23 protein-coding genes and 1 tRNA gene are annotated in these 23,380 nt (G+C 36.7%); 2 read left to right on the top strand and 22 right to left on the bottom strand.

From position 1 onward, the window contains the following. The 20 genes from hisA to add form a co-directional block, all read right to left on the bottom strand. Positions 1-720, bottom strand: coding sequence for a 1-(5-phosphoribosyl)-5-[(5-phosphoribosylamino)methylideneamino]imidazole-4-carboxamide isomerase (gene hisA / locus BLP98_RS01100; RefSeq protein WP_074481510.1), 720 nt, complete (start codon positions 718-720; stop codon positions 1-3). Positions 721-783: 63 nt separating this feature from the next. Continuing rightward, positions 784-1,392 carry an imidazole glycerol phosphate synthase subunit HisH gene (gene hisH / locus BLP98_RS01095; protein ID WP_074481509.1) on the bottom strand — a complete coding sequence of 203 codons (609 nt, stop codon included), beginning with the start codon at positions 1,390-1,392 and terminating at the stop codon, positions 784-786. Positions 1,393-1,464: 72 nt separating this feature from the next. Continuing rightward, the gene (gene hisB / locus BLP98_RS01090; RefSeq protein WP_074481508.1) at positions 1,465-2,049 is read right to left on the bottom strand and encodes an imidazoleglycerol-phosphate dehydratase HisB; all 585 of its coding nucleotides are present in this window, start codon (positions 2,047-2,049) and stop codon (positions 1,465-1,467) included. Between the two features lie 39 nt (positions 2,050-2,088). Next, positions 2,089-2,736: a phosphoserine phosphatase SerB gene (serB, locus tag BLP98_RS01085; protein ID WP_074481507.1), complete on the bottom strand. Its 648-nt coding sequence runs from the start codon at positions 2,734-2,736 to the stop codon at positions 2,089-2,091. Next, positions 2,729-4,006: a histidinol dehydrogenase gene (gene hisD / locus BLP98_RS01080; RefSeq protein WP_074481506.1), complete on the bottom strand. Its 1,278-nt coding sequence runs from the start codon at positions 4,004-4,006 to the stop codon at positions 2,729-2,731. The genes serB and hisD overlap by 8 nt, the downstream gene beginning before the upstream one ends. After that, complete coding sequence (hisG, locus tag BLP98_RS01075; RefSeq protein WP_074481505.1) at positions 4,003-4,650, bottom strand: ATP phosphoribosyltransferase; 648 nt, start codon at positions 4,648-4,650, stop codon at positions 4,003-4,005. Before hisG ends, hisD begins: the two co-directional genes overlap by 4 nt. Next, on the bottom strand, positions 4,651-5,619 hold the full coding sequence (locus BLP98_RS01070; RefSeq protein WP_074481504.1) for an ATP phosphoribosyltransferase regulatory subunit: 969 nt from the start codon (positions 5,617-5,619) through the stop codon (positions 4,651-4,653). It lies immediately after the preceding gene. 26 nt (positions 5,620-5,645) lie between these two features. Continuing rightward, a complete protein-coding gene (gene hisC, locus BLP98_RS01065; protein WP_074481503.1) occupies positions 5,646-6,704 on the bottom strand; it encodes a histidinol-phosphate transaminase in 1,059 nt (352 codons plus the stop codon). A gap of 440 nt (positions 6,705-7,144) precedes the next feature. Then, positions 7,145-8,869 carry a septation ring formation regulator EzrA gene (gene ezrA / locus BLP98_RS01060; protein ID WP_074481502.1) on the bottom strand — a complete coding sequence of 575 codons (1,725 nt, stop codon included), beginning with the start codon at positions 8,867-8,869 and terminating at the stop codon, positions 7,145-7,147. 105 nt (positions 8,870-8,974) lie between these two features. Further along, a complete protein-coding gene (gene gyrB / locus BLP98_RS01055; RefSeq protein ID WP_074481501.1) occupies positions 8,975-10,927 on the bottom strand; it encodes a DNA topoisomerase (ATP-hydrolyzing) subunit B in 1,953 nt (650 codons plus the stop codon). Further along, entirely contained in the window at positions 10,928-11,488 is a 561-nt protein-coding gene (locus BLP98_RS01050; RefSeq protein WP_074481798.1) for an HAD-IA family hydrolase, read from the bottom strand. 99 nt (positions 11,489-11,587) lie between these two features. Then, positions 11,588-12,799, bottom strand: coding sequence for an FtsW/RodA/SpoVE family cell cycle protein (locus tag BLP98_RS01045; protein WP_074481500.1), 1,212 nt, complete (start codon positions 12,797-12,799; stop codon positions 11,588-11,590). 266 nt (positions 12,800-13,065) lie between these two features. Beyond that, a tRNA-Arg gene (locus BLP98_RS01040) sits at positions 13,066-13,137 on the bottom strand. 57 nt (positions 13,138-13,194) lie between these two features. Next, the gene (gene rplS, locus BLP98_RS01035) at positions 13,195-13,542 is read right to left on the bottom strand and encodes a 50S ribosomal protein L19 (RefSeq protein WP_021142699.1); all 348 of its coding nucleotides are present in this window, start codon (positions 13,540-13,542) and stop codon (positions 13,195-13,197) included. Positions 13,543-13,687: 145 nt separating this feature from the next. After that, on the bottom strand, positions 13,688-14,908 hold the full coding sequence (locus tag BLP98_RS01030) for a voltage-gated chloride channel family protein (RefSeq protein ID WP_074481499.1): 1,221 nt from the start codon (positions 14,906-14,908) through the stop codon (positions 13,688-13,690). A gap of 12 nt (positions 14,909-14,920) precedes the next feature. Next, positions 14,921-15,208, bottom strand: coding sequence for a chorismate mutase (locus tag BLP98_RS01025; protein WP_074481498.1), 288 nt, complete (start codon positions 15,206-15,208; stop codon positions 14,921-14,923). 39 nt (positions 15,209-15,247) lie between these two features. Next, positions 15,248-15,946, bottom strand: coding sequence for a VTT domain-containing protein (locus BLP98_RS01020; RefSeq protein WP_074481497.1), 699 nt, complete (start codon positions 15,944-15,946; stop codon positions 15,248-15,250). A 78-nt stretch (positions 15,947-16,024) separates the two neighbouring features. Continuing rightward, a complete protein-coding gene (sufB, locus tag BLP98_RS01015; RefSeq protein ID WP_074481496.1) occupies positions 16,025-17,410 on the bottom strand; it encodes a Fe-S cluster assembly protein SufB in 1,386 nt (461 codons plus the stop codon). Positions 17,411-17,491: 81 nt separating this feature from the next. Next, on the bottom strand, positions 17,492-17,935 hold the full coding sequence (locus BLP98_RS01010) for a flavodoxin (protein ID WP_006532664.1): 444 nt from the start codon (positions 17,933-17,935) through the stop codon (positions 17,492-17,494). A 41-nt stretch (positions 17,936-17,976) separates the two neighbouring features. Beyond that, positions 17,977-18,996, bottom strand: a complete 1,020-nt coding sequence (add, locus tag BLP98_RS01005) for an adenosine deaminase (RefSeq protein WP_074481495.1) — start codon at positions 18,994-18,996, stop codon at positions 17,977-17,979. 245 nt (positions 18,997-19,241) lie between these two features. On the opposite strand from add, the gene BLP98_RS01000 reads away from it, so the two are divergent. Continuing rightward, positions 19,242-20,183 (top strand): DHH family phosphoesterase, encoded by a 942-nt coding sequence (locus BLP98_RS01000; RefSeq protein ID WP_074481494.1) that lies wholly within the window; start codon positions 19,242-19,244, stop codon positions 20,181-20,183. A 156-nt stretch (positions 20,184-20,339) separates the two neighbouring features. Next, positions 20,340-20,585 carry a type B 50S ribosomal protein L31 gene (locus BLP98_RS00995; RefSeq protein WP_021142736.1) on the top strand — a complete coding sequence of 82 codons (246 nt, stop codon included), beginning with the start codon at positions 20,340-20,342 and terminating at the stop codon, positions 20,583-20,585. Between the two features lie 253 nt (positions 20,586-20,838). Here BLP98_RS00995 and BLP98_RS00990 read toward each other — a convergent pair whose 3' ends face one another. Both BLP98_RS00990 and BLP98_RS00985 read right to left on the bottom strand, forming a co-directional pair. Further along, positions 20,839-21,597, bottom strand: a complete 759-nt coding sequence (locus BLP98_RS00990) for a glucosaminidase domain-containing protein (protein ID WP_074481493.1) — start codon at positions 21,595-21,597, stop codon at positions 20,839-20,841. A gap of 149 nt (positions 21,598-21,746) precedes the next feature. Then, complete coding sequence (locus tag BLP98_RS00985) at positions 21,747-23,264, bottom strand: zinc ABC transporter substrate-binding protein AdcA (RefSeq protein ID WP_074481492.1); 1,518 nt, start codon at positions 23,262-23,264, stop codon at positions 21,747-21,749. Positions 23,265-23,380: the final 116 nt, after the last annotated feature.

The raw sequence follows: 23,380 nt of genomic DNA, 5'->3' as shown, positions 1-23,380 counted from the left end.
CTATCCTCCAAAAGCTTTCAATTCTTCAAGGCTAATATTACCGTTATAGTAAGCTTTACCAACGATTGTGCCAGCAACACCAATTTCTTGTAATTTCACCAAATCATCCTTTTCGGCAATACCACCTGATGCGATGACTTTAGCCGTTGTTAATTCAGCAACCAAGCGCTCATAATGTTCAAAATTAGGTCCTGTTAGTGTCCCATCTCGATCCACATCAGTGTAAACAAAGAGAGTCACCCCAATTTTTTCCATAGCTTTTGCTAGGCTAATATAATCAACATTACTTGTTTCTAACCAACCCTCAGTGGCTACGTAACCATTTTTGGCATCAATACCAACGACAATTTTGTCACTACCGAATTTTTCTAAAGCTGCTTTGACAAAATCTGGGTTCTTCACTGCCATTGAACCGATAATCACACGGTCAATTCCCACAGCCAAATAATCTTCAATCTGTTCAAGCGTGCGGATACCTCCGCCAACTTCAACACCAAGGCCAGATTCTTTTTTTAATTTAGCGATCAAATCACGGTTAGTTGCTCGACCATCAAGAGCACCATCTAAATCCACAACATGAATAAATTCAATCCCTGCCTGCGCAAAAATTTTTGCTTGGCCAAGTACATCAGGATTGACAATCGTCTTTTGATTAAAATCACCTTTAAAAAGACGAACCGCCTGTCCTTCTTTAATATCAATAGCTGGAAGAATCTGCATATTAAACTCCTTTTTCTTTTTAAAAACAGTCCCTAAACAATAAACCTAGGTCTAATAATCTGCTTATTTCTCACAAAGCGCAATAAACTTTTTAAGAATGCCCAAGCCAACATCACCAGATTTTTCTGGGTGGAATTGTGCTCCGTAGACATTATCTTTGTGAATCATAGCTGGTACATCAATCCCATAATCAGCAGTCACATCAATGTATTCTTTCGGAACATCTGTAAAATAACTGTGAACAAAATAGACAGATTGATTTTCTAGTCCTTCTGTTAATGGGCTAGTGTGTTTAATCGTCAAATTATTCCAGCCCATGTGTGGCACTGGTCTATTTTTAGTCGCTTGTATTTCACGACAAACGCCCGGAATAAAACCAAAACCAGCTGTTTCTTGGTGTTCTAAACCAATTTCTGTCAAGACTTGCATGCCAAGACAAATTCCCAACAAAGGCGTTCCTTTAGCAACTGCTTCCTTAATCACAGGAACCAAGCCACGTTTAGTCAACTCAGCCATAGCAGCTGGATAAGCTCCAACCCCTGGCAAAATCAGACCACTAGCAGCTAAAATTTTACTTGGATTGCTGGATAATTCAGCCTGAACACCAATTTTTTTCAAAGCCCGTAAGACATTAGCAGTATTTCCTGCATCATAATCAATAACAATAATCATTAGCTTAGTTATCAAGCCTTGTAAACACCACTATATAAAGGCGTTTTGGCTGATTTTCCTTTCTATTTTCTATTAAAGTGAACCTTTTGTAGAATTAACACCATGAATTTCTGGGTTAATCGTAATAGCTTCGCGAAGTGCACGACCAGTCGCTTTGAACAAGCTTTCTGATTTATGGTGGTTATTTTTACCATGTAAAATCTTCAAGTGCAAATTCATTTGAACATTGAAAGCAAAAGCTTGGAAAAATTCCTCAACAAGTTCTGTATCAAAATTGCCTAGTTTTGGATTATCAAATTCACAATCAAACACAAGATAGCTTCGTCCCGACAAATCAAGACTTGCCATTCCCAATGTTTCATCCATAGGAACAAATGATGTTCCATATCGATTGATACCAGCTTTATCTCCCAAAGCTTCTTTCAAAGCTTGTCCTAAAACAATTCCCACATCTTCAACAGTGTGGTGACTATCGACATAAAGATCTCCATCAGCTTTAACCACAAGAGAAATGCGACTATGTCTTGCAAAAAGGGTTAACATATGGTCAAAGAAACCAACACCAGTATCGATATCAACTGGTTCTTGAGCGTCCAAGTTGAGACTCAATTTAATTTTGGTTTCAAAGGTATTACGTTCAATTTCTGCTTGTCTCATAATAACTCCTTTTCCTTCAATCATTTATAATGAGTTACTTTACTTATCTTGATTATCTAAAATCTCAATAACTTTATATAAATCAGCTTCATTAATTTGGTAAGGGGCTTCTTTTCGAACAATTGGTTTGGCACAAAAAGCAATCCCAATGCCAGCTGTTTTAATCATCGGCAAATCATTAGCACCATCACCCATTGCAATGGTTTGACTTAATTCTAAGTCATTTTCAGCAGCCCATTTAATAAGACTTGCTTTCTTGACATCTTTAGTAACCACATCCCCAAGAACTTTTCCTGTCAAAAAGCCATCTTTGACTTCTAAACGATTAGCTTTGACATAATCAAGACCGATACGCTTAGCCAAAACATCTACAGTTTCATGAAAACCACCTGATACAACAGCCACTTTATAACCACGACGATGAAGCTCAGCTACCAATTTTTCGGCACCATTTGTAAAATGCATGCGAGCAAGCACTTTATCAAAGATACTTTCTGGCAAACCTTTTAATAAACCAACACGTTCATCTAAAGCTTGTTTGAAATCTAGCTCGCCATTCATGGCACGAGCAGTGATGTCAGCGATTTTTTCACCAACTCCTGCCTCTTCACCTAATAAATCAATACCTTCTTCTTGAATGAGGGTTGAATCCACATCCATTACTAACAAACCATTTACTTTAGTCATGACGCACCTCAATTGCTTTAGCGTGAGCTTGCAAACCTTCTGCATAAGCGAGCGTTGTAATATCGTGACTAGCTGCATTAACTGCCGCTTTAGAATACTGCATATATTGGATACGTTTCACAAAATCATGCACTCCAAGCGCTGATGAAAAGCGACTAGTGCTTGTTGTTGGTAAGACGTGGTTTGCACCTGCATAGTAATCTCCAATAGGTTCACTTGTAAAATGACCTAGGAAAATTGAACCTGCATTTTGAACCTTATCAAGGTAGTCATAAGCATTGTCCATTGCTAATTCCAAATGCTCTGGAGCGACCTGATTCATCAAATCAAACATAGCTTCAACAGAATCAGCAATAATAATACGACCATTATTTTCAACTGACGCACGTGCAATTTCTTCACGTGGCAAAGTTTTAAGCTGCTCATCAATCTCTTTTTCAACAGCGTCAGCCAAGTCAGCTGAATCAGTCACCAAAATAGCACGGGCACGCACATCATGTTCTGCTTGAGAAAGCAAATCCGCTGCAACGTATTTAGGATTAGCTGAGCTATCTGCAATTACTCCAATTTCAGAAGGTCCCGCAATCATATCAATGCCTACTAAGCCATAAACCATTTTCTTAGCTGTTGCAACAAAAATATTTCCAGGTCCAGTAATCTTATCTACTCGAGGAATCGTTTCTGTACCATATGCCAAAGCAGCAACACCTTGAGCACCACCAACTTGGTAAATCTTATCAACACCTGCAAGTGATGCAGCGACCAAAATAGCTGGTTCAAAATGTTTTTGCGGTGGCGTAATCATAATGATTTCCTTAACACCAGCAATTTTAGCAGGAATCACATTCATCAAGACTGATGATGGATAGGCAGCTGTTCCTCCAGGAACATAAACACCAGCGCGTTCGATTGGACGAATCAATTGACCACGAAGGACACCGTCTGTTGGTTGATCTTCAAATCCTGATTCTAATTGTTGCTTGTGATAACTTTCAATATTGGCTTTTGCATTTTTAAGAGCTTCTAAAACCTCAGCATCAATCTCTTCAAAAGCTTGATCAATCAAGTCTTGGCTAACTTCAAAATCATCCAAAACAATCTTATCGAATTTTTCTGAGTAAGCTTTAAGAGCTTTATCACCATTTGCTTTGACATCTTCCAAAATGTGACGAACCGCATCATCGACATCAAGGTTTTCTTTGCTTAATTCAAGTTGTTCTTGGTAGAGAATTTTTGAAATTTCTTCTGTCGTTCCTGTTAAACGTTTCATTTAAAAGCTACCTCCTCATTTCCGACGATACTTTCCAATTTTTGGATAAATGGCATAATTTCAGGATTATTTTTCAAAGCCGCTTTGTTCACAATCAAGCGAGCAGAGATACGGCAAATATCTTCGTAAACTTTAAGACCATTTGCCACTAAAGTATTTCCTGTTTCAACAATATCAACAATGGCATCCGCTAAGCCAATAACAGGAGCAATCTCGACACTACCTTGGATAGAGATAATTTCGACGTCTTCTCCTTTTTTATTAAAATAGTCTGTGGCAATTGTTGGGTATTTTGTGGCAATACGTTTACGCTTGTGATCATGTGGCTTATAGTCATCTGTTGAAGCGACTGAAAATTTACACAAACCAAAATTCAAATCTAGCATTTCAAGATAGCCAATTGGGTGTTCAATAAGTAAATCTTTTCCGACTACACCAAGATCAGCTACACCGTGACGAACATAAGTTGTGACATCTGGTGCCTTAACAAGTAAAAAACGGAATTTTTTATCTGGACTTTCAAAAATTAAGTTACGTCCCTTGTCTGCCATAAAAGACATGTCAAATCCAGCTTTTTCCAAAAGTTTTACCGTATCCTTTTCAATACGCCCTTTGGTTAAAGCAATGGTAATTTGATTTTCCATTTAGGCACCTCCTTCTAAACTATCGTGCACTGCTTGGTAAATAGCATCGATATCAACTGCCCAACCAACAGCTGTTAACTTTTTAGCTTCAAAGCGTTCAAAAAGTTTATCGTAACGACCACCTGAAGCAAAGGCATCTGGAACCTTATCACCAAAGACCTTAAACATGACACCAGTGTAATATGGCATTGATGGAATTTGCGCCAAATCAATATTACTTTCTGGTAAAATATCAGAAACTTGTTCAAGAAGTTCTTCCAAATCTGTCAACGCTGCCAAGATTGCCTCATTTTTAACAAGCTTACGAGCTTCGTTGAGGACTTGATGACTTTCACCAAAAAGATATGGTAAATTTTTCAAAAAGTCATCAAATTCACTTGGATACTTCTTAGTCAACTCATTTAGCTGTGTGATATTTTTATCTTTAAGAGCAACATCAAGCTCTTTTTCAGCCGCAGCTGGCAAATTCAAATCTTCAAAAATCGTTTGTAAAATTCCAGCATGTGAAAATTCAAATTGATAAGAGGGAATATCCGCTTTATCAAGCGATGCTTTGGCTGAAGCAATTGCCTCGTAAACCGCTTCTTTAGCAGGATAACCAACAATTTCAATCCCAGCTTGCGTGTGTTCGTTCATCAATCCACGCATTTCTTCATTGTATTTAAAAACTTTGCCAGAATATGAAAACTTGATTGGTGTTTCAACTTGCGTCGAAGCAATGACACGACCAATTTGACTGGTAATATCTGGACGAAGTGTCAACAGTTCACCGCTTTTATCAAAAAAATTGTAATTATTTTTAGTAATGGTATCACTAAAGACTTCGAAATGTTCCAAGGTAGGTGTTTCAATGCGATTAAAACCTTGACTCATCAAAAAGTCACTAATATCTCGTTCAATTTTGTAGGTCACACGTGCTCGTTTGAATAATTTATCGTGCATTCCTACAGGTAATGTTGTCTTCTTCATTCAATCACTCCTCAAATCATTTCACATTAAAGTGCTAAAAAATCCTTAATTGCCTTAAGCACTTCTTCCATTTCATCTTGTCTTCCAATCGAAATACGTAAATGATTTTTAATACGTTCAACTTTTGGGAAATAACGGACATAAATATTTTTCGCTTGCAAGTAGTTAAATAGCTTACCTGCACTATTTTTAGGACATTTCGCTAAAACAAAGTTTGTTTTAGAATCTAAAACCGTAAAATCTAAAAATCTTAATTCTTTGGTAAACCAATCTCTAGTTGTCATGATTTTCTGACAAGTATCTTCGTAATAATCCCAAGACTCAACGGCTGCAAGTGCTAAGTTTTCAGCAATTAAATCAACATTGTAAGGATTCACCGAGTTTTTAACGGCATTGATAACTGCCATTAATTTTGGACTACCCATACCATAACCAACACGAAGACCAGCAAGAGAGGCATCTTTTGAAAATGTACGTGTGATGAAGACATTTTCATATTTTTTAAGCAATGGCAGAGCTGTTTCACCACCAAAGTTGATATAAGCTTCATCAATAACAACCACCACGTCTTGATTTGCACGAATAATCTTTTCTAGCTCATCAAGCGACTTATAAATTCCAGTTGGTGCATTTGGATTAGTAATAATAATGCCACCATTATCTGCGATATAATCGTTTGAATCAATTTCAAAATCACTAGTTAACGGAATTTCATGATAATTGACGTGATATAAATCTGCCCATACCTTGTAAAATCCATAAGTCAAATCAGGAAATAGAACTGGCTCATCGCTATTGAAAAATGCTAAGAATGCCATTGATAAAATATCATCAGAACCATTACCAACAATAATTTGATCTGGATCAAGGCCATGTTGCTTAGCGAGTGCAATACGCAATGATTTTTGATCTAATGTTGAATATTTTCGCAATTGATGGACGTCAAAATGCGCAAAAACTTCTGCTACTTTTGGACTTGGTCCGTAAGCATTTTCGTTTGTATTTAATTTAATTAAATTTTCACCGCTTGGTTGACTTCCGGCAACATAAGGTTCAATCTCTCTCAATCCTTTGATAGTTGTCATAATATGTTCCTTTCTATTTTCTGATATAAAAAAGACGCCCTCGCAAAAAACTTTGCAAGGACGTTAAAAACGTGGTTCCACCTCTGATTCAACAGCCAGTCGCCTAGACTGTTCTCATGAAGTACATGACTTCTATTCCGTAACGTGGAATCACCCGTCGTGCACTACTAACTGATAAAAACAGCATTCGCACACGCACTCAAGAATGTGTCGCCCAAGGATTGCACGCTTTTCTCACCACCAAGCACTCTCTGTCTGTTGTCTCAGGCTTTTTCTATCGTCGCTTTTTTATATTAAAGTTATTTTACAAGAAAATTCTGAAAATAGCAAGCCATATTTTCGGATTTTTTATATTTATTTAAATTCCTGTAAATATTGTATAAATACCAATAAATTATGTATAAAAAAAGACAATCCAAGGATTGTCTTTTTAACTTTATTTAGAAACGAATTTGTTCACGTGTCTTTTCATATGATGATACAAAACGATCAGTAACACCTGGTTCAACTGTTTCAAGAGCATATGAGATTTCATCAAATGATGCTTGATAATCGTTGTCTACTTCAAAAAGATGCAAAGCATGTTCGAAACTACTTTGAACACTTGGCTCAAAGCTACGGTAACGATTTGAGTATTGTAACAGTTGTTCAGTTAATGTTGCGTTTTGGACAACTTGGTAAGTTGATTCTTCAAGATTAGCGATTGCTGCTGTCGCAACATCTGTCAAACGAGAAACAGCTTCAATGTCAATACGTCCACGGCTAAGTTCATCAATCAATACTTCTAACTGTTTGCTTGTTGTAAAGAATGCACTCAAGAAATCTTGAGGAATTCCTGGCAAGTTACGTTTTTCCATATAACGTTTAATTGAATGCAAACGATTAATGTATTGATCCAAGCTTTGACGAGCAACACTTTCAATCTGTTCAATGTTCTTAACTTGTTCAAAGACTTGCATTTGACCTTCTTCAACCGCATCAAGAGTTTTCAATGTGCGATCAAAAATCAATTGAAGCTCTGAGAATGGTTTATCTTGATTATCAAATACTTCAACGATTGGCAAGGTTTCTTGTTCAATTTCATCCAAGTTTTTAGTAAATGAACGAAGGCTAAGATTTTCATTGTCATGCAAGATATATTTGTGAGACAAACGTTTGATTTCGTGTTCCAATTTTTCATTATTGGCTTTAGCATGTGCCAAATAATCTGGAATGATTTTACTGTCTTTAAGCGCAGCTTTGTGAGCAGCAATTTCACGTTCAAACAATTCATACAATGAATCAATTTTTTCTTGAATGTGTTCATTTTCATCACGCGCACGATCCAAGTCCAAAGTTACAAGTTCAGAAGAATTTGCACGAATGGCATCACGAACTTCTTGGAAGCGAGATTCAATATCTTTTTCAGCAAAGTGATAATTTTGTTCAAGCAGACGACGGTAACCTTGTTCCAAATCATCAAGTTGATCTGGAAAATCATCTTCCAATTTAGCAACAATTGCTGGAATTTGCTCTGAAATTTGACCAAGTGCAATAGTGTGTTCTTCAGCACGGTCAAGCACTTCTGAAGCTTCAACTGGGTCACCAGTTGAGTTAAGAGTTACAAATTGAGAAAACTCAGTTTCAATATTCTTCAATTGTTTTTCAACTTCAGGCATTGTTGAACCAAAATTGTCTTCTTTTTCTGAAATAGATGCTTGAAGTGTTTCATACAAGTCCAAAGCATGTTTAACTCGAGCACTGTTCTTTTCTTCTTGTTCTTTCAAAACAGCAAGTGCTTCTCGAATAGCTTTGATATCTTCTTCAACCAAATTCAATTGGCTTTCAACATTATCAATTTCATGTTTAGCACTAATAAATTTGAAACTATCATTAAGATCTTCTGCTTCAAAAATATGATTTTCAATATCTGAAAATGAATTCAATGAAAGGTCAACCCATTTTTGGTTCCATTCACGAAATGTTGTTTGACTTTGCCCGATAAGATGAAGATTTTTAACAGCTTCTACTTCTTCATTGACTGGTAATCCAAATAACGATTGCTTTCTTTCTTCCAAACTTGCAATCAATGAATCATTTCGTTTGCGTACAATAACGCCAACTAAATAAGCAATAATAACTAAAACAACTATTGCTACAAGCAGTAAAATAATTCCGCTCGACATTTAAAACTCCTTATAAATTGTCTTTTTTATCGTAAAAAATAGCTATAACATTACGATTATAACATACTTAGAGGTTGTGTGCAGTATTTTTATGTTAATATTCGATTAAATATCAAGGGTACTATAAACCGCATTTTCTTCGATGAACTCACGACGTGGTTCAACCTTATCTCCCATAAGCATATCAAAAATCTTATCTGCTTCGGCAGCGTCATCAACAGAGACACGCGCCATTAAACGATTTTCTGGATCCATTGTGGTTGCCCAGAGTTGGTGATCATCCATTTCTCCAAGACCTTTGTATCGTTGAACAGATGGTTTTGAACGACCATTGCTATAACGTTCAATCGCTGCTTGTAGTTCAACTTCTTGGTTAGCTCCAGGTTGGATATATTCTTTAATTTCGCTACCAACTTTAACACCATAAATTGGTGGTTGCGCGATGTAAACATAACCTGCCTCCAATACAGGACGCATGAAACGATAAATCAATGTCAAAAGCAACGTGCGAATGTGAGCACCATCGACATCGGCATCGGTCATGATAACAAGTTTATGGTAGCGTGCCTTAGTAACGTCAAAATCAGCTCCGAAACCTGTTCCCATAGCAGTAAACAAACTACGGATTTCTTCGTTAGCAAGAATTTTATCCATACTTGCTTTTTCAACGTTCAAGATTTTACCACGAATTGGTAGAATTGCTTGGTGCTCGCGGTCACGTCCTGATTTTGCAGAACCACCCGCAGAGTCCCCTTCGACGATGAACAATTCATTCATTGTTGCGTCGTTTGAAGAACAGTCAGCCAATTTACCAGGAAGGTTTGAAATTTCAAGTCCTGATTTCTTACGTGTTACTTCACGCGCACGTTTAGCAGCGATACGCGCTTTAGAAGCAAGAATACCTTTTTCAACGATTTTCTTAGCGATTTGAGGATTTTCTAACAAGAAACGTCCAAAAGCATCGCTAAACAAACGGTTCGTAATCTTAACAACTTCTGAGTTACCAAGTTTTGTTTTGGTTTGTCCTTCAAATTGTGGATTAGGGTGTTTAACAGAAATAACAGCTGTTAAACCTTCGCGGACATCATCACCTGTTAAATTATCGTCTTTTTCTTTCAACAGTTTGTTTTGACGAGCATAATCGTTAATCACACGTGTCAAGGCTGTACGGAAACCTTGCTCGTGAGTACCACCTTCATGCGTGTGAATGTTATTCGCAAAACTCATCACTGTCTCATGATAGCCAGTTGTGTATTGCATAGCAACTTCAACTGAGATACCGTCCATTTCACCGTCAGTATAAATTGGTGTATCAAAGATGACATCTTTATTTTCGTTAATAAATTCAACGTAACTTGAGATACCACCTTCGTAGTGATAATGCTGTTCTTGTTCGATACCTTCACGTTTATCAGTAATTGAAATACGTAAACCGCGGTTCAAGAAAGCAAGTTCTTGAATACGTTTAGCTAATTTATCAAAATCAAATACTGTTGTTTCTGTGAAAATTTCACCGTCTGGAGTAAAGTGAACTGTTGTCCCGTGACGATCTGTATCTCCAATAACTTTCAAATCATCAACGACATGACCACGGCGGTATTCTTGATAATGGATTTTACCATCACGATAAACCGAAACATCCAATTGTGTTGAAAGGGCGTTAACAACAGATGAACCTACTCCGTGTAGACCACCTGAAACTTTATAACCGCCTCCACCGAATTTACCTCCGGCATGCAAGACTGTAAAGACTGTTTCAACGGCTGGACGACCAGTTTTTTCTTGAATATCTACCGGAATACCGCGTCCATCATCGACAACTGTAATTGAATTATCTTTCTCAATGAAAACCTCAATGTGTGTTGCAAATCCTGCTAAGGCTTCATCGATTGAGTTATCAACGATTTCCCAGACTAAGTGGTGCAAACCTTCTTTTGAAGTTGAACCGATATACATACCTGGGCGCATACGTACAGCTTCAAGTCCTTCTAAGACCTGAATCTGACTGGCGTCGTACTCTTTCGCTAATTCTGCTAAATTTTTATTTTCTTCCGTCATTTACTTCACTATCTCCAATAAGGATTTTTTTCCATCAACTAACAAGGTATCAAAGCCTGCAGCTTGGCCGGCTTCTTTATCAATTTCACGATCTCCAATAACCAAAGCATTATCAATCTTATACTTCTTCTTAAGGTATAACATTGATTCTGGGTTAGGTTTACGAGCAAAGCCGCTTTCTGAAGTAACGACTTCTGTGAAATAAGGAAGTACCTTTGTTTTTTCTAAAATATCAAGGACTTGCTTATTACGATGAGAAACCAAAAAATTTCTCCCACCGCTTGCCACAATTGCCTGCAAAACTTCGCTGGCGCCCGTAAAAAGAACCGGTGTTCTCAAATAATCAGCTTCTAATGCTTTATATGCTTTCAAAAATTGTGGTTGGTTTGGGATAAATTTCTTAACAGCGGCATCTGTTGATTCTTTTAGCTTTTCATAAACGTCATCGTGTGACGCTTGGCATCCAAAATCAGCTAAAGTTTTCACAAAAGCCTGAGTGGACATTTCATAATTATCGAGTAAAGTGCCACCCAAATCCCAGATATAATCATGGTAATTCATAACCAATATTATATCACATTTTTACATTTTTTTATAGTCTCTACCTAATCAATTTCTGGCACTAAAAAAGGTTTGGGAAATGTCCCAAACCAACTTAGTTTAATAACGTTCACTTCTTCTGAAATGTTCTTCAATTTCTTGCTCATGATGCAAATTATTTTGGTAACTCATCGATAAAATCAAACCAACACAAATCAAATTAGAGATCAATGATGAACCACCTTGTGAAATGAATGGCAAAGGAATACCAGTCAAAGGTAGAATACCAATAGCTGCGCCAATATTTTCGAAAATATGGAACAAAATCATCATGATAAATCCTGTTGAGATGTAAGTGTAGAATCGATTATTTGATTCAAAAGTCACACGAAGCATTCGATAAATCAAAACAAGATACAAAGTCATGACAACCGCACAGCCAATAAAACCAAAATCTTCTGCAATGACAGTGAAAATCATATCACTTTCACGAACTGGGACTGAAAGATCAATCACGTTAAAACCTTTACCACCAAGTCCTCCACTACCAATCGAAATCATACCTTGTGTTTGTTGATAAGCGATTGACTTAGCGTATGAAAAAGGATCTAACCAAGCCGAAATACGGTTGATTTGATAAGTATCCATCCCCAATCCATAGAAAATATCTTTGCCATGTGGTGATAGAAAAAGTGCTAAAAATCCACCAATGATTACCGTTACAGCAATAACAACAGGTAAGATAATCCACCAAGAAATTCCAGACAGCAAAATCAAACCTGCTAAAATAGCTGAGAAAACCATGGCTGTCCCAAGGTCTTTTTGCAAACCGAGTAAAACCATTACTGGCAAGGTAATCAGCGCAAAAATTCCAAGCAACTTCCAATCATTTTTCAAGTTGTCCTCAGGAACTTTTTGACGGAACCAAATCGATGCCCTAGCAAGCATCAAAATGTAGGAAACCTTCATAAACTCAGAGGGTTGAAATAAGGTCACAGACCCAATGGTCACCCAGTTTTTTGCTCCGGTTGATTCTACTAATTCAGGACTATAAAAAATCAATGGTAAAATCATCAAAGCCAATCCCAAGCCATACAGATAAGGGGTGATTTTCCATAAAAATTCAGTACTAAAGAGCATGACAACAAAGGCAACTACACAACCTAAAAAGATCCAAGCACCTTGTTGTGCCATTACTTTTGCAATTGTTTTAGGGTAGTCATTTGAAGTTGCAATGTAAATAGCTACCAAACCAATCAGCAAAAGAAAAAAAACAGGTAAAATTACAGAATAGTCGATACGACTATCAATAGAATATTTTTTTCTTGCCATCTTACTTCCTTCGTTTCTAGTCAAAAAATATTATATCATTTTTTAGTTAGAATTGAGGAAAAATACTGGTGAAAATAGGAGAATTTTTCAGAAAAAATTAATCAAGTTTTTTCAAGTATTTTTATAGGTATTTTCAGGAAAAAAAGACTAGCAACTAAGCATAATTCTGATAAAATACTCAATTTTTTTCAGGACAAATTTCGGGCTGTCTCATTTTGTAATACATAAAAAGCCCTTGAAATCAAGGACTTTCAAGCCAGCTTATATCTCCCCTGCCGGAATCGAACCAGCAACTACTCCTTAGGAGGGAGTTGTTATATCCATTGAACTAAGGGGAGCTATGAAAAAATCTGTCACTAGGACAGATTTTTATCATCGAATATTTATCGTCAAAATTAACGACGGATTTCTTTAATACGAGCAGCTTTACCTTGCAATGCACGCAAGTAGTAAAGTTTAGCACGACGTACTTTACCGTGACGAACAACTTCGATTTTTTCTACACGTGGAGTGTGAACTGGGAATGTACGTTCAACACCGATACCACTTGAAATTTTACGAACTGTGTACATTTCTGAGATCCCTTGACCTTTACGTGAAATAACCACACCTTCGAAAATTTGGATACGTTCGCGGCTTCCTTCAACAACTTTTGCGTGAACACGAACAGTATCACCAGGTTGGAATGCAGGGATGTCAGTACGTAATTGACCTTCAGTCAAACTTTGAATTAATGGATTCATTTATTTATTCTCCTATCTTACTAATCTTAAGTGCTTGTCCCAGCGGATTAGCCGTATTTTAGTGCGTCCATTACACACTCTACGTATTTTACCAAAAAACACCATAGCTGTAAAGCGAAATGAGTGATTTTTTTGAGTGTTTTTACTAGAAAGTAAGAACTTCTTGCCCAGTGTAGATAGAATGCTTACGATTAAGGCTATAAGCAAAAATCATGACCAAAGTAAAATAAGGAAGATTCGCAAAACCAAAGACTTCTCCGCCAATAAAAATCGGTGCTAAGAAAGTATTTGTCGCACTTCCAAATACACTAATATAACCAGCTGCCGCAACAAGTTCAACCGGCAATCCAAAAATATTAGCCAAAACCACACCAAGTGATGCTCCAATAGCAAAGAGCGGTGTTACTTCTCCACCTTGAAAACCAACCGCTAAGGTGGCCACTGTTAACAAGAGCTTCAAAAGCCAATCATAAAAATAAATGTCTTTTCCAGAAAAGCTTGCCTCAATCAGATTTGTTCCAAGTCCAGAATAACGTCCATGATAAAGCATTAAGAAAATAAGACTTAATAGAATACCGCCAAATAAAATACGATAATAAGGATTATCCATAACTTCTTTAGCTTTTTGCTTAGCGTAGGTCAAAAATGCTGCAAAAACATTTCCCACTAACCCAAAAATAATTCCTAACAAGGCTAAACGACAAAAGACTGAGGCATTAAGAGGCAAAGAAACATTCACAAAATGAGAAAATTTTTCTAATCCCAATGCGTGTGATGTCGCGCTTGCTACAAATGACGCAATTGTCATCGGAACAAGAGCTGGCAATTGTAACTTGCCAAGAACTAAGATTTCAAGTGCGAAGAAAACAGCAGCTAAAGGTGTTTGAAATAAACCAGCAAACCCAGCAGCCATACCAGTCACTAAAAAGACGCGTGAACTATTTCTAAATGAGAAAAAAGGACTAAAAGCATGTGAAATGGTTGCACCAAGTTGAACGGCTACTCCTTCACGTCCAGCACTACCTCCAAAAAGGTGAGTTAACCAGGTTGCAACTGTCACTAGAGGCAACATTACCAGTGGAATGTCTTTTTCTTTTCCCTGACCAACCTCAAAGACTAGTCCCATTCCTTTACTGGCTCTTGCATCAGCCTTTTGATAAAGAAAAACAATCACAAGACCAATCAATCCTAAAAAAGGAATCACATAATTGAAATGCTCAGTTCTAAAAGCACTTAGCATCAGTAAAACACGTCCAAAAACAGTATCGACACAACCTACCAAGATACCAATAACAAAACTAGCACCAATTATTTTCAAAAGAATTCCATAAGAATAATCTTGATTTTCTTTTAGCTTTTTAATCATCAAAGACACCTCTTAAGCTAAGTCGTCGCTTAAACGTTTAGCTTGATAATCGCGTGAATTTTTCATGATATCTGCAAAAGTATTGACAAGTGTTGCTTCAAAATCTTTGTTTTGAACACGATTTGCTACTTTGTTTAAGACGACATCTTCACGACTAGTGTCTAAAATAGGTTTTCCAGTAGCTTTTTTATAAGCTGCTACTTGATTCACCAAAGTCATACGTTTTTCAAGAAGAGCCACCAACTCTTGATCCACCTGGTCAATTTCTTGACGGATTACATCCAATTCTTTTACTGACATGTTTACCTAACCTTATCTTTCCAATTTTCTACTATAAAATCACTTTTTCTTTTTTCGTTTGAAATAACTTCCTAACAAACTGATAGAAACAAACACCATAAAAAGTACAATAATACGTTTTATATTCCCTGCCACAACAGCATCTCCACCTAAAGCATATAATAAGCTACTGGGAGCCACTCCAATCGTAACATAGAAAAACCATCTACGCCATGGCAATTTGATCTTTGCTACATGATAATTGATTAAAATGGTTGGAATTACAGGAATCATATAACCTATCATAATCCCAAGTTCTTGATTTTCAACAGCGTCAATGACATTTTTTAAGCTAGCAAAATGTTTTTTGAGCTTTATATCATTATCCGTCAAATCAATCATTTCTAAAATTTTGACAAAAACAAAATTTCCTAAAACGTTAGCTGACAGATTCATCAAAAAACCAATCACTGGACCATAAATCAAGCCATTAAAAACAGCAAAAATAGCATTGGACATAAATGGTATAGCCGCTGTGACTGCTGTTAAAAATAGCAAAAGCGTAGCATTTAACAGATTCTTTGTCCTTAACTGCATCAAAAACTGTGATAAAGCTACTTTAGAACTAGATTGCCAAAAAGTGACAATAAGTTGCCAATGCCTAACGACATAGATTATAAAATAGCTAGCAATACTAAGCAGACCCAAAATCACTAAGAATTTGCGCAGCTGACTGTATCTGTACTTATGTTTTTTCATATCGCTTCCATTATAAAGAAAAGTTTATAGCTTGACAAGAAAACTTTGGAGATAATCCCTTCTTTTAGAAAATTTAGGTTAACCAACCGAACCTTCCATACTCATAGTAATGAGGCTGTTCATTTCAACAGCATATTCCATAGGAAGTTCTTTAGTAATTGGCTCCATAAAACCATTAACAATCATAGCTGTTGCTTCTTCTTCTGAAATTCCTCGGCTCATCATGTAATAAAGTTGTTCTTCTGAAACTTTTGAAACTTTAGCTTCGTGTTCTAAAGAAACATTTGAATTATGAATTTCATTAAAAGGTATCGTATCAGAACTAGATTCTTCATCCATCAAAATTGTATCGCATTCAATATGAGATTTCGAGCCACTGCTATTTTTTCCAAAATAGACCGAACCGCGATAATCAGTCTTACCACCATCTTTAGCCACTGATTTTGAAATCAAGGTTGACGAAGTATGAGGAGCATTGTGATAAACTTTACAGCCTGCATCCAAATGTTGCCCATAATTAGCAAAAGCCATAGAAAGAACAGAAGTTTTAGCATGTGGGCCATTTAAAATCGAACAAGGGTATTTCATGTTGACCTTGCTACCAAGGTTACCATCAATCCATTCTAGCATACCATTCTCTTCAACCCTACCACGTTCAGTAACAAGGTTATAGACATTGTCAGACCAATTTTGCATGGTTGTATAACGAAAGCTTGCATCGCGTTTGACAACAATTTCTACAGTTGCAGCATGTAGGCTATTTGTCGTGTAATTGGGAGCTGTACACCCTTCAATATATTGAATAGAGGCTCCTTCATCCACAATAATTAAGCTTCGTTCAAATTGCCCCGCATTTTCCCCATTAATACGAAAATAAGTCTGTACTGGAATATCACACTGAACACCTTTTGGCACATAAATAAAAGTTCCACCTGACCAAACGGCACCATTTAAAGCGGCAAACTTGTGTTCACTATTTGAAACAATCTTTCCAAAATATTCTTTAAACAGTTCGGGATATTCTTGAAGTGCCGTATCAGTATCAGTGAAAATGATTCCTTGTTTTTGAAACTCTTCTTTCATATTGTGATAAACCACTTCAGATTCGTATTGTGCAACAGCACCAGATAAATAGTCGCGTTCTGCCTGTGGGATACCAAGACGTTCAAACGTTTCCTTAATCTTATCAGGAACATCATCCCAATCATTAACTTTTTTATCAGATAGCTTTTGAAAATAAATCACATCATCAAAATCAATTCCTGACAAGTCTGGTCCAAAGTCTGGCATTGGCAATTTATAAAACAGCTCCAAACTCTTCAAACGATAATCAAGCATCCATTGTGGTTCATGCTTGTATGCTGATATTTGACGTACAATTTCCTCGGTCAATCCCTTACCTGTTGAATAAGTTGGGGTAAGCTCATCGTGAAAACCATAATCGTAATCTCTATTTTTGGCCATATGACCACCTCACTTTATATAACATTCTTTATGAAAGAGAGAAAAAAAGAGATTGGAGCACACTCCAACCTCTTTTAGCTATTAGTTTACTTTTTCAGAAATAGTTTCTGCGAAAGCTTCTAGATTTGCAATATCTTCATCTTCTGCAGCCAAGTCAACTTTAACTGAATCAGCACCTTTTGTGGCACCAGTCAATGCAAATTGAGCTTCAAATTCATCAACTGCTTTACAGAAGTAATCATAGAAAGTATCACCAGATCCAACTACACCGAAGATTTTATCTGTCAAATCAACATCTGCAAGATCTTCGTAAAAATCAACGATTTCATCTGGTAATTCACCATCACCATAAGTGTATGAAGCAACGATAGCAACATCAGCATCTTCAAAATCAGCTGCGTCTACTGTTGTACATTCATCAACTTCGACAGTGTGTCCAAGTTCTTCAAATTTATTTCCTACGATGTCAGCAATTTCTTCAGTATTTCCTGTCATGCTGGCGTAGACAATCTTAACTAAAGCCATAGTTCCCTCCAAACATAAATTACCACTATTGTAGCATATTTTTACAAAAATGTTTTATATAAATCGTCAATTTTAGATAATAAATCAGCTTTTTGAGCTTCTGTCGTAAATGATGCACGAATAGCATTTTTATTAAATGTTAGAAAATCAGCTGTGGTCACCCCAAAATACTTAACAAAAAGAGCATACTCTTTAGTCAAGTCGGTATCAGAAACCGTACGATTGTCGGTATTGATAGTAATCTTAGCGCCAGCATTTTTTAAAGCAAGAAATGGAAATTCATCTATAGATTTAGCGGCTTTAGTTTGAAGGTTACTTGTTAAACAAAGTTCTGCTGTCACACCTCTATCAATAAACTCTTGAATCAGTTCAGGCTGGTTATAGATGGCAGTTGTATGCCCAATTCGTTTAATATCTAAAGCCATCGTTTCAGCTATATAGTGGGCACAACCACATTCTCCAGCATGGAAAGTCAAGGGAAGACCCAGTTTTTGCGTGTAACGAATCAATTCTTCCAATTCAGCTGGTGGAAAATCCAATTCATTTCCAGCAAAGTCAAAGCCAACCAAACCTTTTTCAGCTAAGGAAACAACATGATCAAAGATATCTCGCGTCACATGTGCAGGTGACTGTTTCATGCCACAGACAAGAACTTTGGCAACAATTCCAAATTCTTCTTCTGCCTGCTTGAGTCCTGACAGAACCGCTTCTACTGTCTCAGACGCTGTCAAACCTTCATCCATTGAAAACTCAGGTGCAAAACGAATTTCAGTATAAATGACATTTTCCTGCGCAGCCTGTCTAGCCACATCATATGCTGCTAAATGAAGAGCTTCTTTAGTCTGTAAAAGCGGACGAATAAAATCAAATGCTTTGAGATAATCCATAAGAGATTCAGCAGTTGCCGGAGCAACAACGAGTTCCTTTAAGGCATCATCAGAATCTGGAAGGGAAATTCCTGCCATCGCTGCCAACTGACGAATCGTCCCCAAAGAAATAGACCCATCTAAGTGACAGTGTAATTCTGCTTTTGCTAAATCTTTTAATGCTGTTGTATCCAAGTTAGCCTCCCTAATTAAATTTTTTAGCTACTATCTTAACATATTCTGTTTACTTTGCAAAGAATTTTTAACAAAAAAATGCATCTAAATTATCTGAGTTTTATCTTACTTAACAAAAGGAATAAAACATCAATTACCCCTTCCAAAAACGACTAAGCTTCTACATTTTCAAAAAGCCTTACTAGCACCTCACAGTCTTTTCATGCTATAATAAGATAAAACTCTAGCTTATAAAGGAATTAAATATGAATACATTTGAAGAAATTTTAGAAAAAATAAAAGCTTACGATACTATTATCATTCACCGTCACCAAAGACCTGATCCTGATGCACTTGGAAGTCAGGCTGGTTTACGTGAATTGATTAAACATAATTTTCCAAATAAAAAAGTTTTGGCAACAGGTTTTGAAGAACCAACACTTGCTTGGATAACAAGCATGGATCAGGTGAATGATAGCGACTATGACGGAGCCTTGGTCATCGTAACTGATACTGCAAATACACCTCGTATCGATGATGACCGTTATACAAATGGTGACTGTCTCATCAAAATCGACCACCATCCAAATGATGATGCCTATGGTGATTTACTTTATGTCAATACCAAAGCTTCAAGTGCCAGTGAAATCATCTCAGATTTTGCTTTCTCAACAAACTTAAAAATTTCCTCTGAAGCTGCAAGACTCCTTTATTCAGGTATTGTCGGAGACACTGGACGTTTCTTATATCCAGCTACAAGCAGCAAAACCTTCTTGATTGCAAGTAAACTTCGTGACTATGATTTTGATTTTTCTGGTCTCGCTCGTCAAATGGACTCTATTTCATTTAAAATCGCTAAACTCCAAGGCTTCGTCTACGATAACCTTGAAGTTGATGAGAATGGAGCTGCGCGAGTTGTGCTAACGCAAGAAACAATGAAAAAATATAATGTCACAGAAGCCGAAACGTCTGCGATTGTCGGTGCTCCAGGTCGAATCGACTGTGTTGAATCATGGGCTATTTTTGTTGAACAAGCTGATGGCAACTACCGTGTTCGCTTGCGCAGTAAATCTCATGTAATCAACGAAATTGCTAAACGCCACGATGGTGGGGGCCATCCTCTAGCTAGCGGAGCAAACTCATACAGTCTTGAGGAAAATGAGCAAATCTACCAAGAAATCCAAGATTTACTCCGTTCTAAAAACTAGTCTCAGCCCCGCTATATCACACTTCTTAACATTTATATTTCAATTCAATTAATTTGCACAAAAGCCTTGTCAAAAATTGCATTATTTGATAAACTATAGAAGTTAAAATAACTATGGTGCTGAAAAAGGCCATGGCAGAAAGGAAATCTTTTAACAATGAAACAAAATATCCACCCAGAATACCGTCCAGTAGTATTCATGGACACAACTACTGGTTACAAATTCCTTAGCGGTTCTACAAAAGCTTCTGACGAAACTGTAGAATTTGAAGGCGCTACTTACCCACTTGTACGTGTGGAAATCTCATCAGATTCTCACCCATTCTACACTGGTCGCCAAAAATTCACTCAAGCAGATGGTCGTGTGGATCGCTTCAACAAAAAATACGGTTTCACAAAATAATAACTGTATTTTACTACAGAAAAAGTCGCTTCTTTCTGAGAGCGACTTTTTTATTATTCAAAATTACAATTATTTTTGCTATAATAACAACGAGGGCGCAAAAGTCTCCTTTGCTTTCGTGTTGCAACTGGCATTGTATTCATTTGCTTTCGCCCTTGATTTTCGAAAGGTAAAACGTTAGCTAATATAGCTAACGTTTTTTCTTTGTTTATAATAAAAAAGTTCCTAATCATACCTGATTAAGAACTCTCATTTAGTGAATAAAGGCTATCCAAGCTTCATCTTCTGCTAAAACCTCCGAACTTGTATAAGAGCCTCGATATTTATTCCAAACGTGATTAGGATTAGTTGTTTGTGGTGCTTCTTGATTCGTTTGTTCCTCTTGAGTTTCTTCAGAACTAGCTTGAGTTTGATCAGTCACAACTGGCTCATCATAAGTCGTTAAACCATATTGTTCAATTAAGGCATTTAACTTATCAGCATATGAGGTATCTGTGGCATAGCGACCGGTAAGTGCAGCTGTAGCATCTTGGTAAGATGAAGTATTCGATTTCCAAGTATCTGAATAAAGACTCCAACTTAATAAATTAGCATAATCATTCAGCGAATCAGCTAAGTTGTTATAAGAACGAAAATCCTGATCCACTTCATAAGTATTTCCACTACCATCATCTTCCCATGTCTGCATGGTTACAGAATTACCATTATAAGCCCCTTTAATCCCGAAGAAATTATAATATGGCTCCTGGCTAAGCGCTGATTGACCGCTATTTGATTCCAAAACTGCTTGAGCAATCATAACTGAAGCATAAAGATTACGATCTTGGCCAATTTGTCGAGCTGTTTCGCCGATACTTGCAATAAAATCAGACGTAGCTGTTGGAGAAACTTGACCTGATTCAGCAATAACAGCGTGAGCTGCATGTCTGAAAGTGAGGTTAATTCCCAAAGTAATACAAGTAACTAAGGTCGAACAAGCTAAAAAGAATTTTGTAACTTGTTTTTCTTTCACGGGGCCTCCTAAAATGTAAGTGCTATCTCAGTTCATTATAGCAAAGTTTTAATAAGCTGGCAACGCAAGCACAAGTATTCAGAAAAAGCTATTTTATTTTCTTAACACTCAAAAAGGCCTGAATCATTTGATTCAAGCCTTAATATATTTTAATGAGCAACAAGGTCTTGAGCGATTTCTTGACCTGATTCTTTTGCTGGGAAGTAAGTTGGCCAGTTATCCATTTCTTTTAGGATTTCATCTTGGCTGCTATTTCCCCAGAAGAGATGGAAATGTTCAGCTTTTGTTGATGAAATGTTGTGGTCACTAAATTGAACATACTTGAAGTCACCAGCGTCTTTATCATCTGTTTCGAACAAGTAACGTACACCGCGATTTCCTTTTTCGTATTTTACAATTTTATAACCATCATATTTATACGTAAAGGTGTGTTTTTCACCATTTTGAACAAAAGTGATTGTGTTCTTTTTACCATCAATATTAATTTGTTCAACATCTGTCTTGTATCCAGTTGTGTAATAATCTTTAACTTCTTGAGCAGTTTGTTTGCCTTTAGAAGCTTGAGCTTTATAATCCCAAACAGGGTCAAGTGTTCCATCAACTAGGTATGGATAAACAGATTGCCATTTTCCTGACCAATCACTTAATTTACGGTCAGTAACATCTTTATCTTTGAAATAACCATGTTGAACAGTCTTCGTATCATCCGTTTCAGCTTTGATTTCTTTACCTTTGACATCTGTTGTTAATTTCAAAGCTTTCAAATTTTCTCGCATCACTGAGAAATAATCTTCACCCGCTTTGATTTGTTTGTTTGTCAAACTTTCTAATGGATTCAAAACTTTTGTCTTAACACCTGCTTCATCGGCTAAAGTTGAAGCCACTTTACTTGAAGCATTTTCTTCAAAGTAAATATACTTAATGTCGTATTTTTTAACATATTTTGTAAGACTTGCAATACGTTTAGCTGATGGTTCTACTTCTGGTGAGATACCAGCAATTGAAATTTGATTCAATCCATAATCAAGAGCTAAATAACCAAAAGCAGCGTGTTGCGTAACAAAGCTTTTTTGTTTAGCATCTGACAATCCATCCGTATACTCCTTATCAAGAGTATTAAGTTTGTCAATATAAGCAGCTGCATTAGCCTTAAATGTATCAGCTTTATCAGGATATTTCGCCACAAAAGCATCACGAATATTTTCAACTAAAGTGACGGCACGTTTTGGTGACAACCATACGTGTGGATCATATTGGTGGCTGTGACCTTCTTCTTCGTGTTCTTCGCCTTCTTCTTCAGCTGTTCCAGCCATGAGAAGCATGTCACCACTTGCTCTAACAACGGTTAAATCTTTTGATTTAACAGATTTCTGAACTTTTTTAACCCACATTTCCATACTATCGTCCATGTAGACAAACATATCAGCATCTGAAATAGTAGCTACATTTTTAGTTGAAGGTTCAAAATCATGCGGCTCTGTTCCTGCCTTAATCAACATTGTAACATCAGCTGTATCTCCTGAAACAGCCTTAGTAAATTCGTAGACAGGATAGAAAGTTGTCACCACTTTAATCTTGTCATCCGCTGCAACCTGCTTAATGTGGCTAACTTGCCAAACAAGCAAAAGTGCAAGTACATTTATCAATAAAAGAAATCTCTTCTTCATGTCGGCTCCTTTTCTTAACTAGTTAATAGTTTACCAGTAAAGTATAGTCGAACTTTCAACTTTTTGCAAGCTTTTTTTGTAAATTTTTTAGGCTTTCAAAAAAATCCTCTGAAAGA

It is taken from the genome of Streptococcus equinus (assembly GCF_900104225.1).
Lineage (GTDB): Bacteria > Bacillota > Bacilli > Lactobacillales > Streptococcaceae > Streptococcus > Streptococcus equinus_D.
Note: the sequence above shows the minus strand (reverse complement) of the source record. Positions and strands in the feature narration are given on the sequence as shown.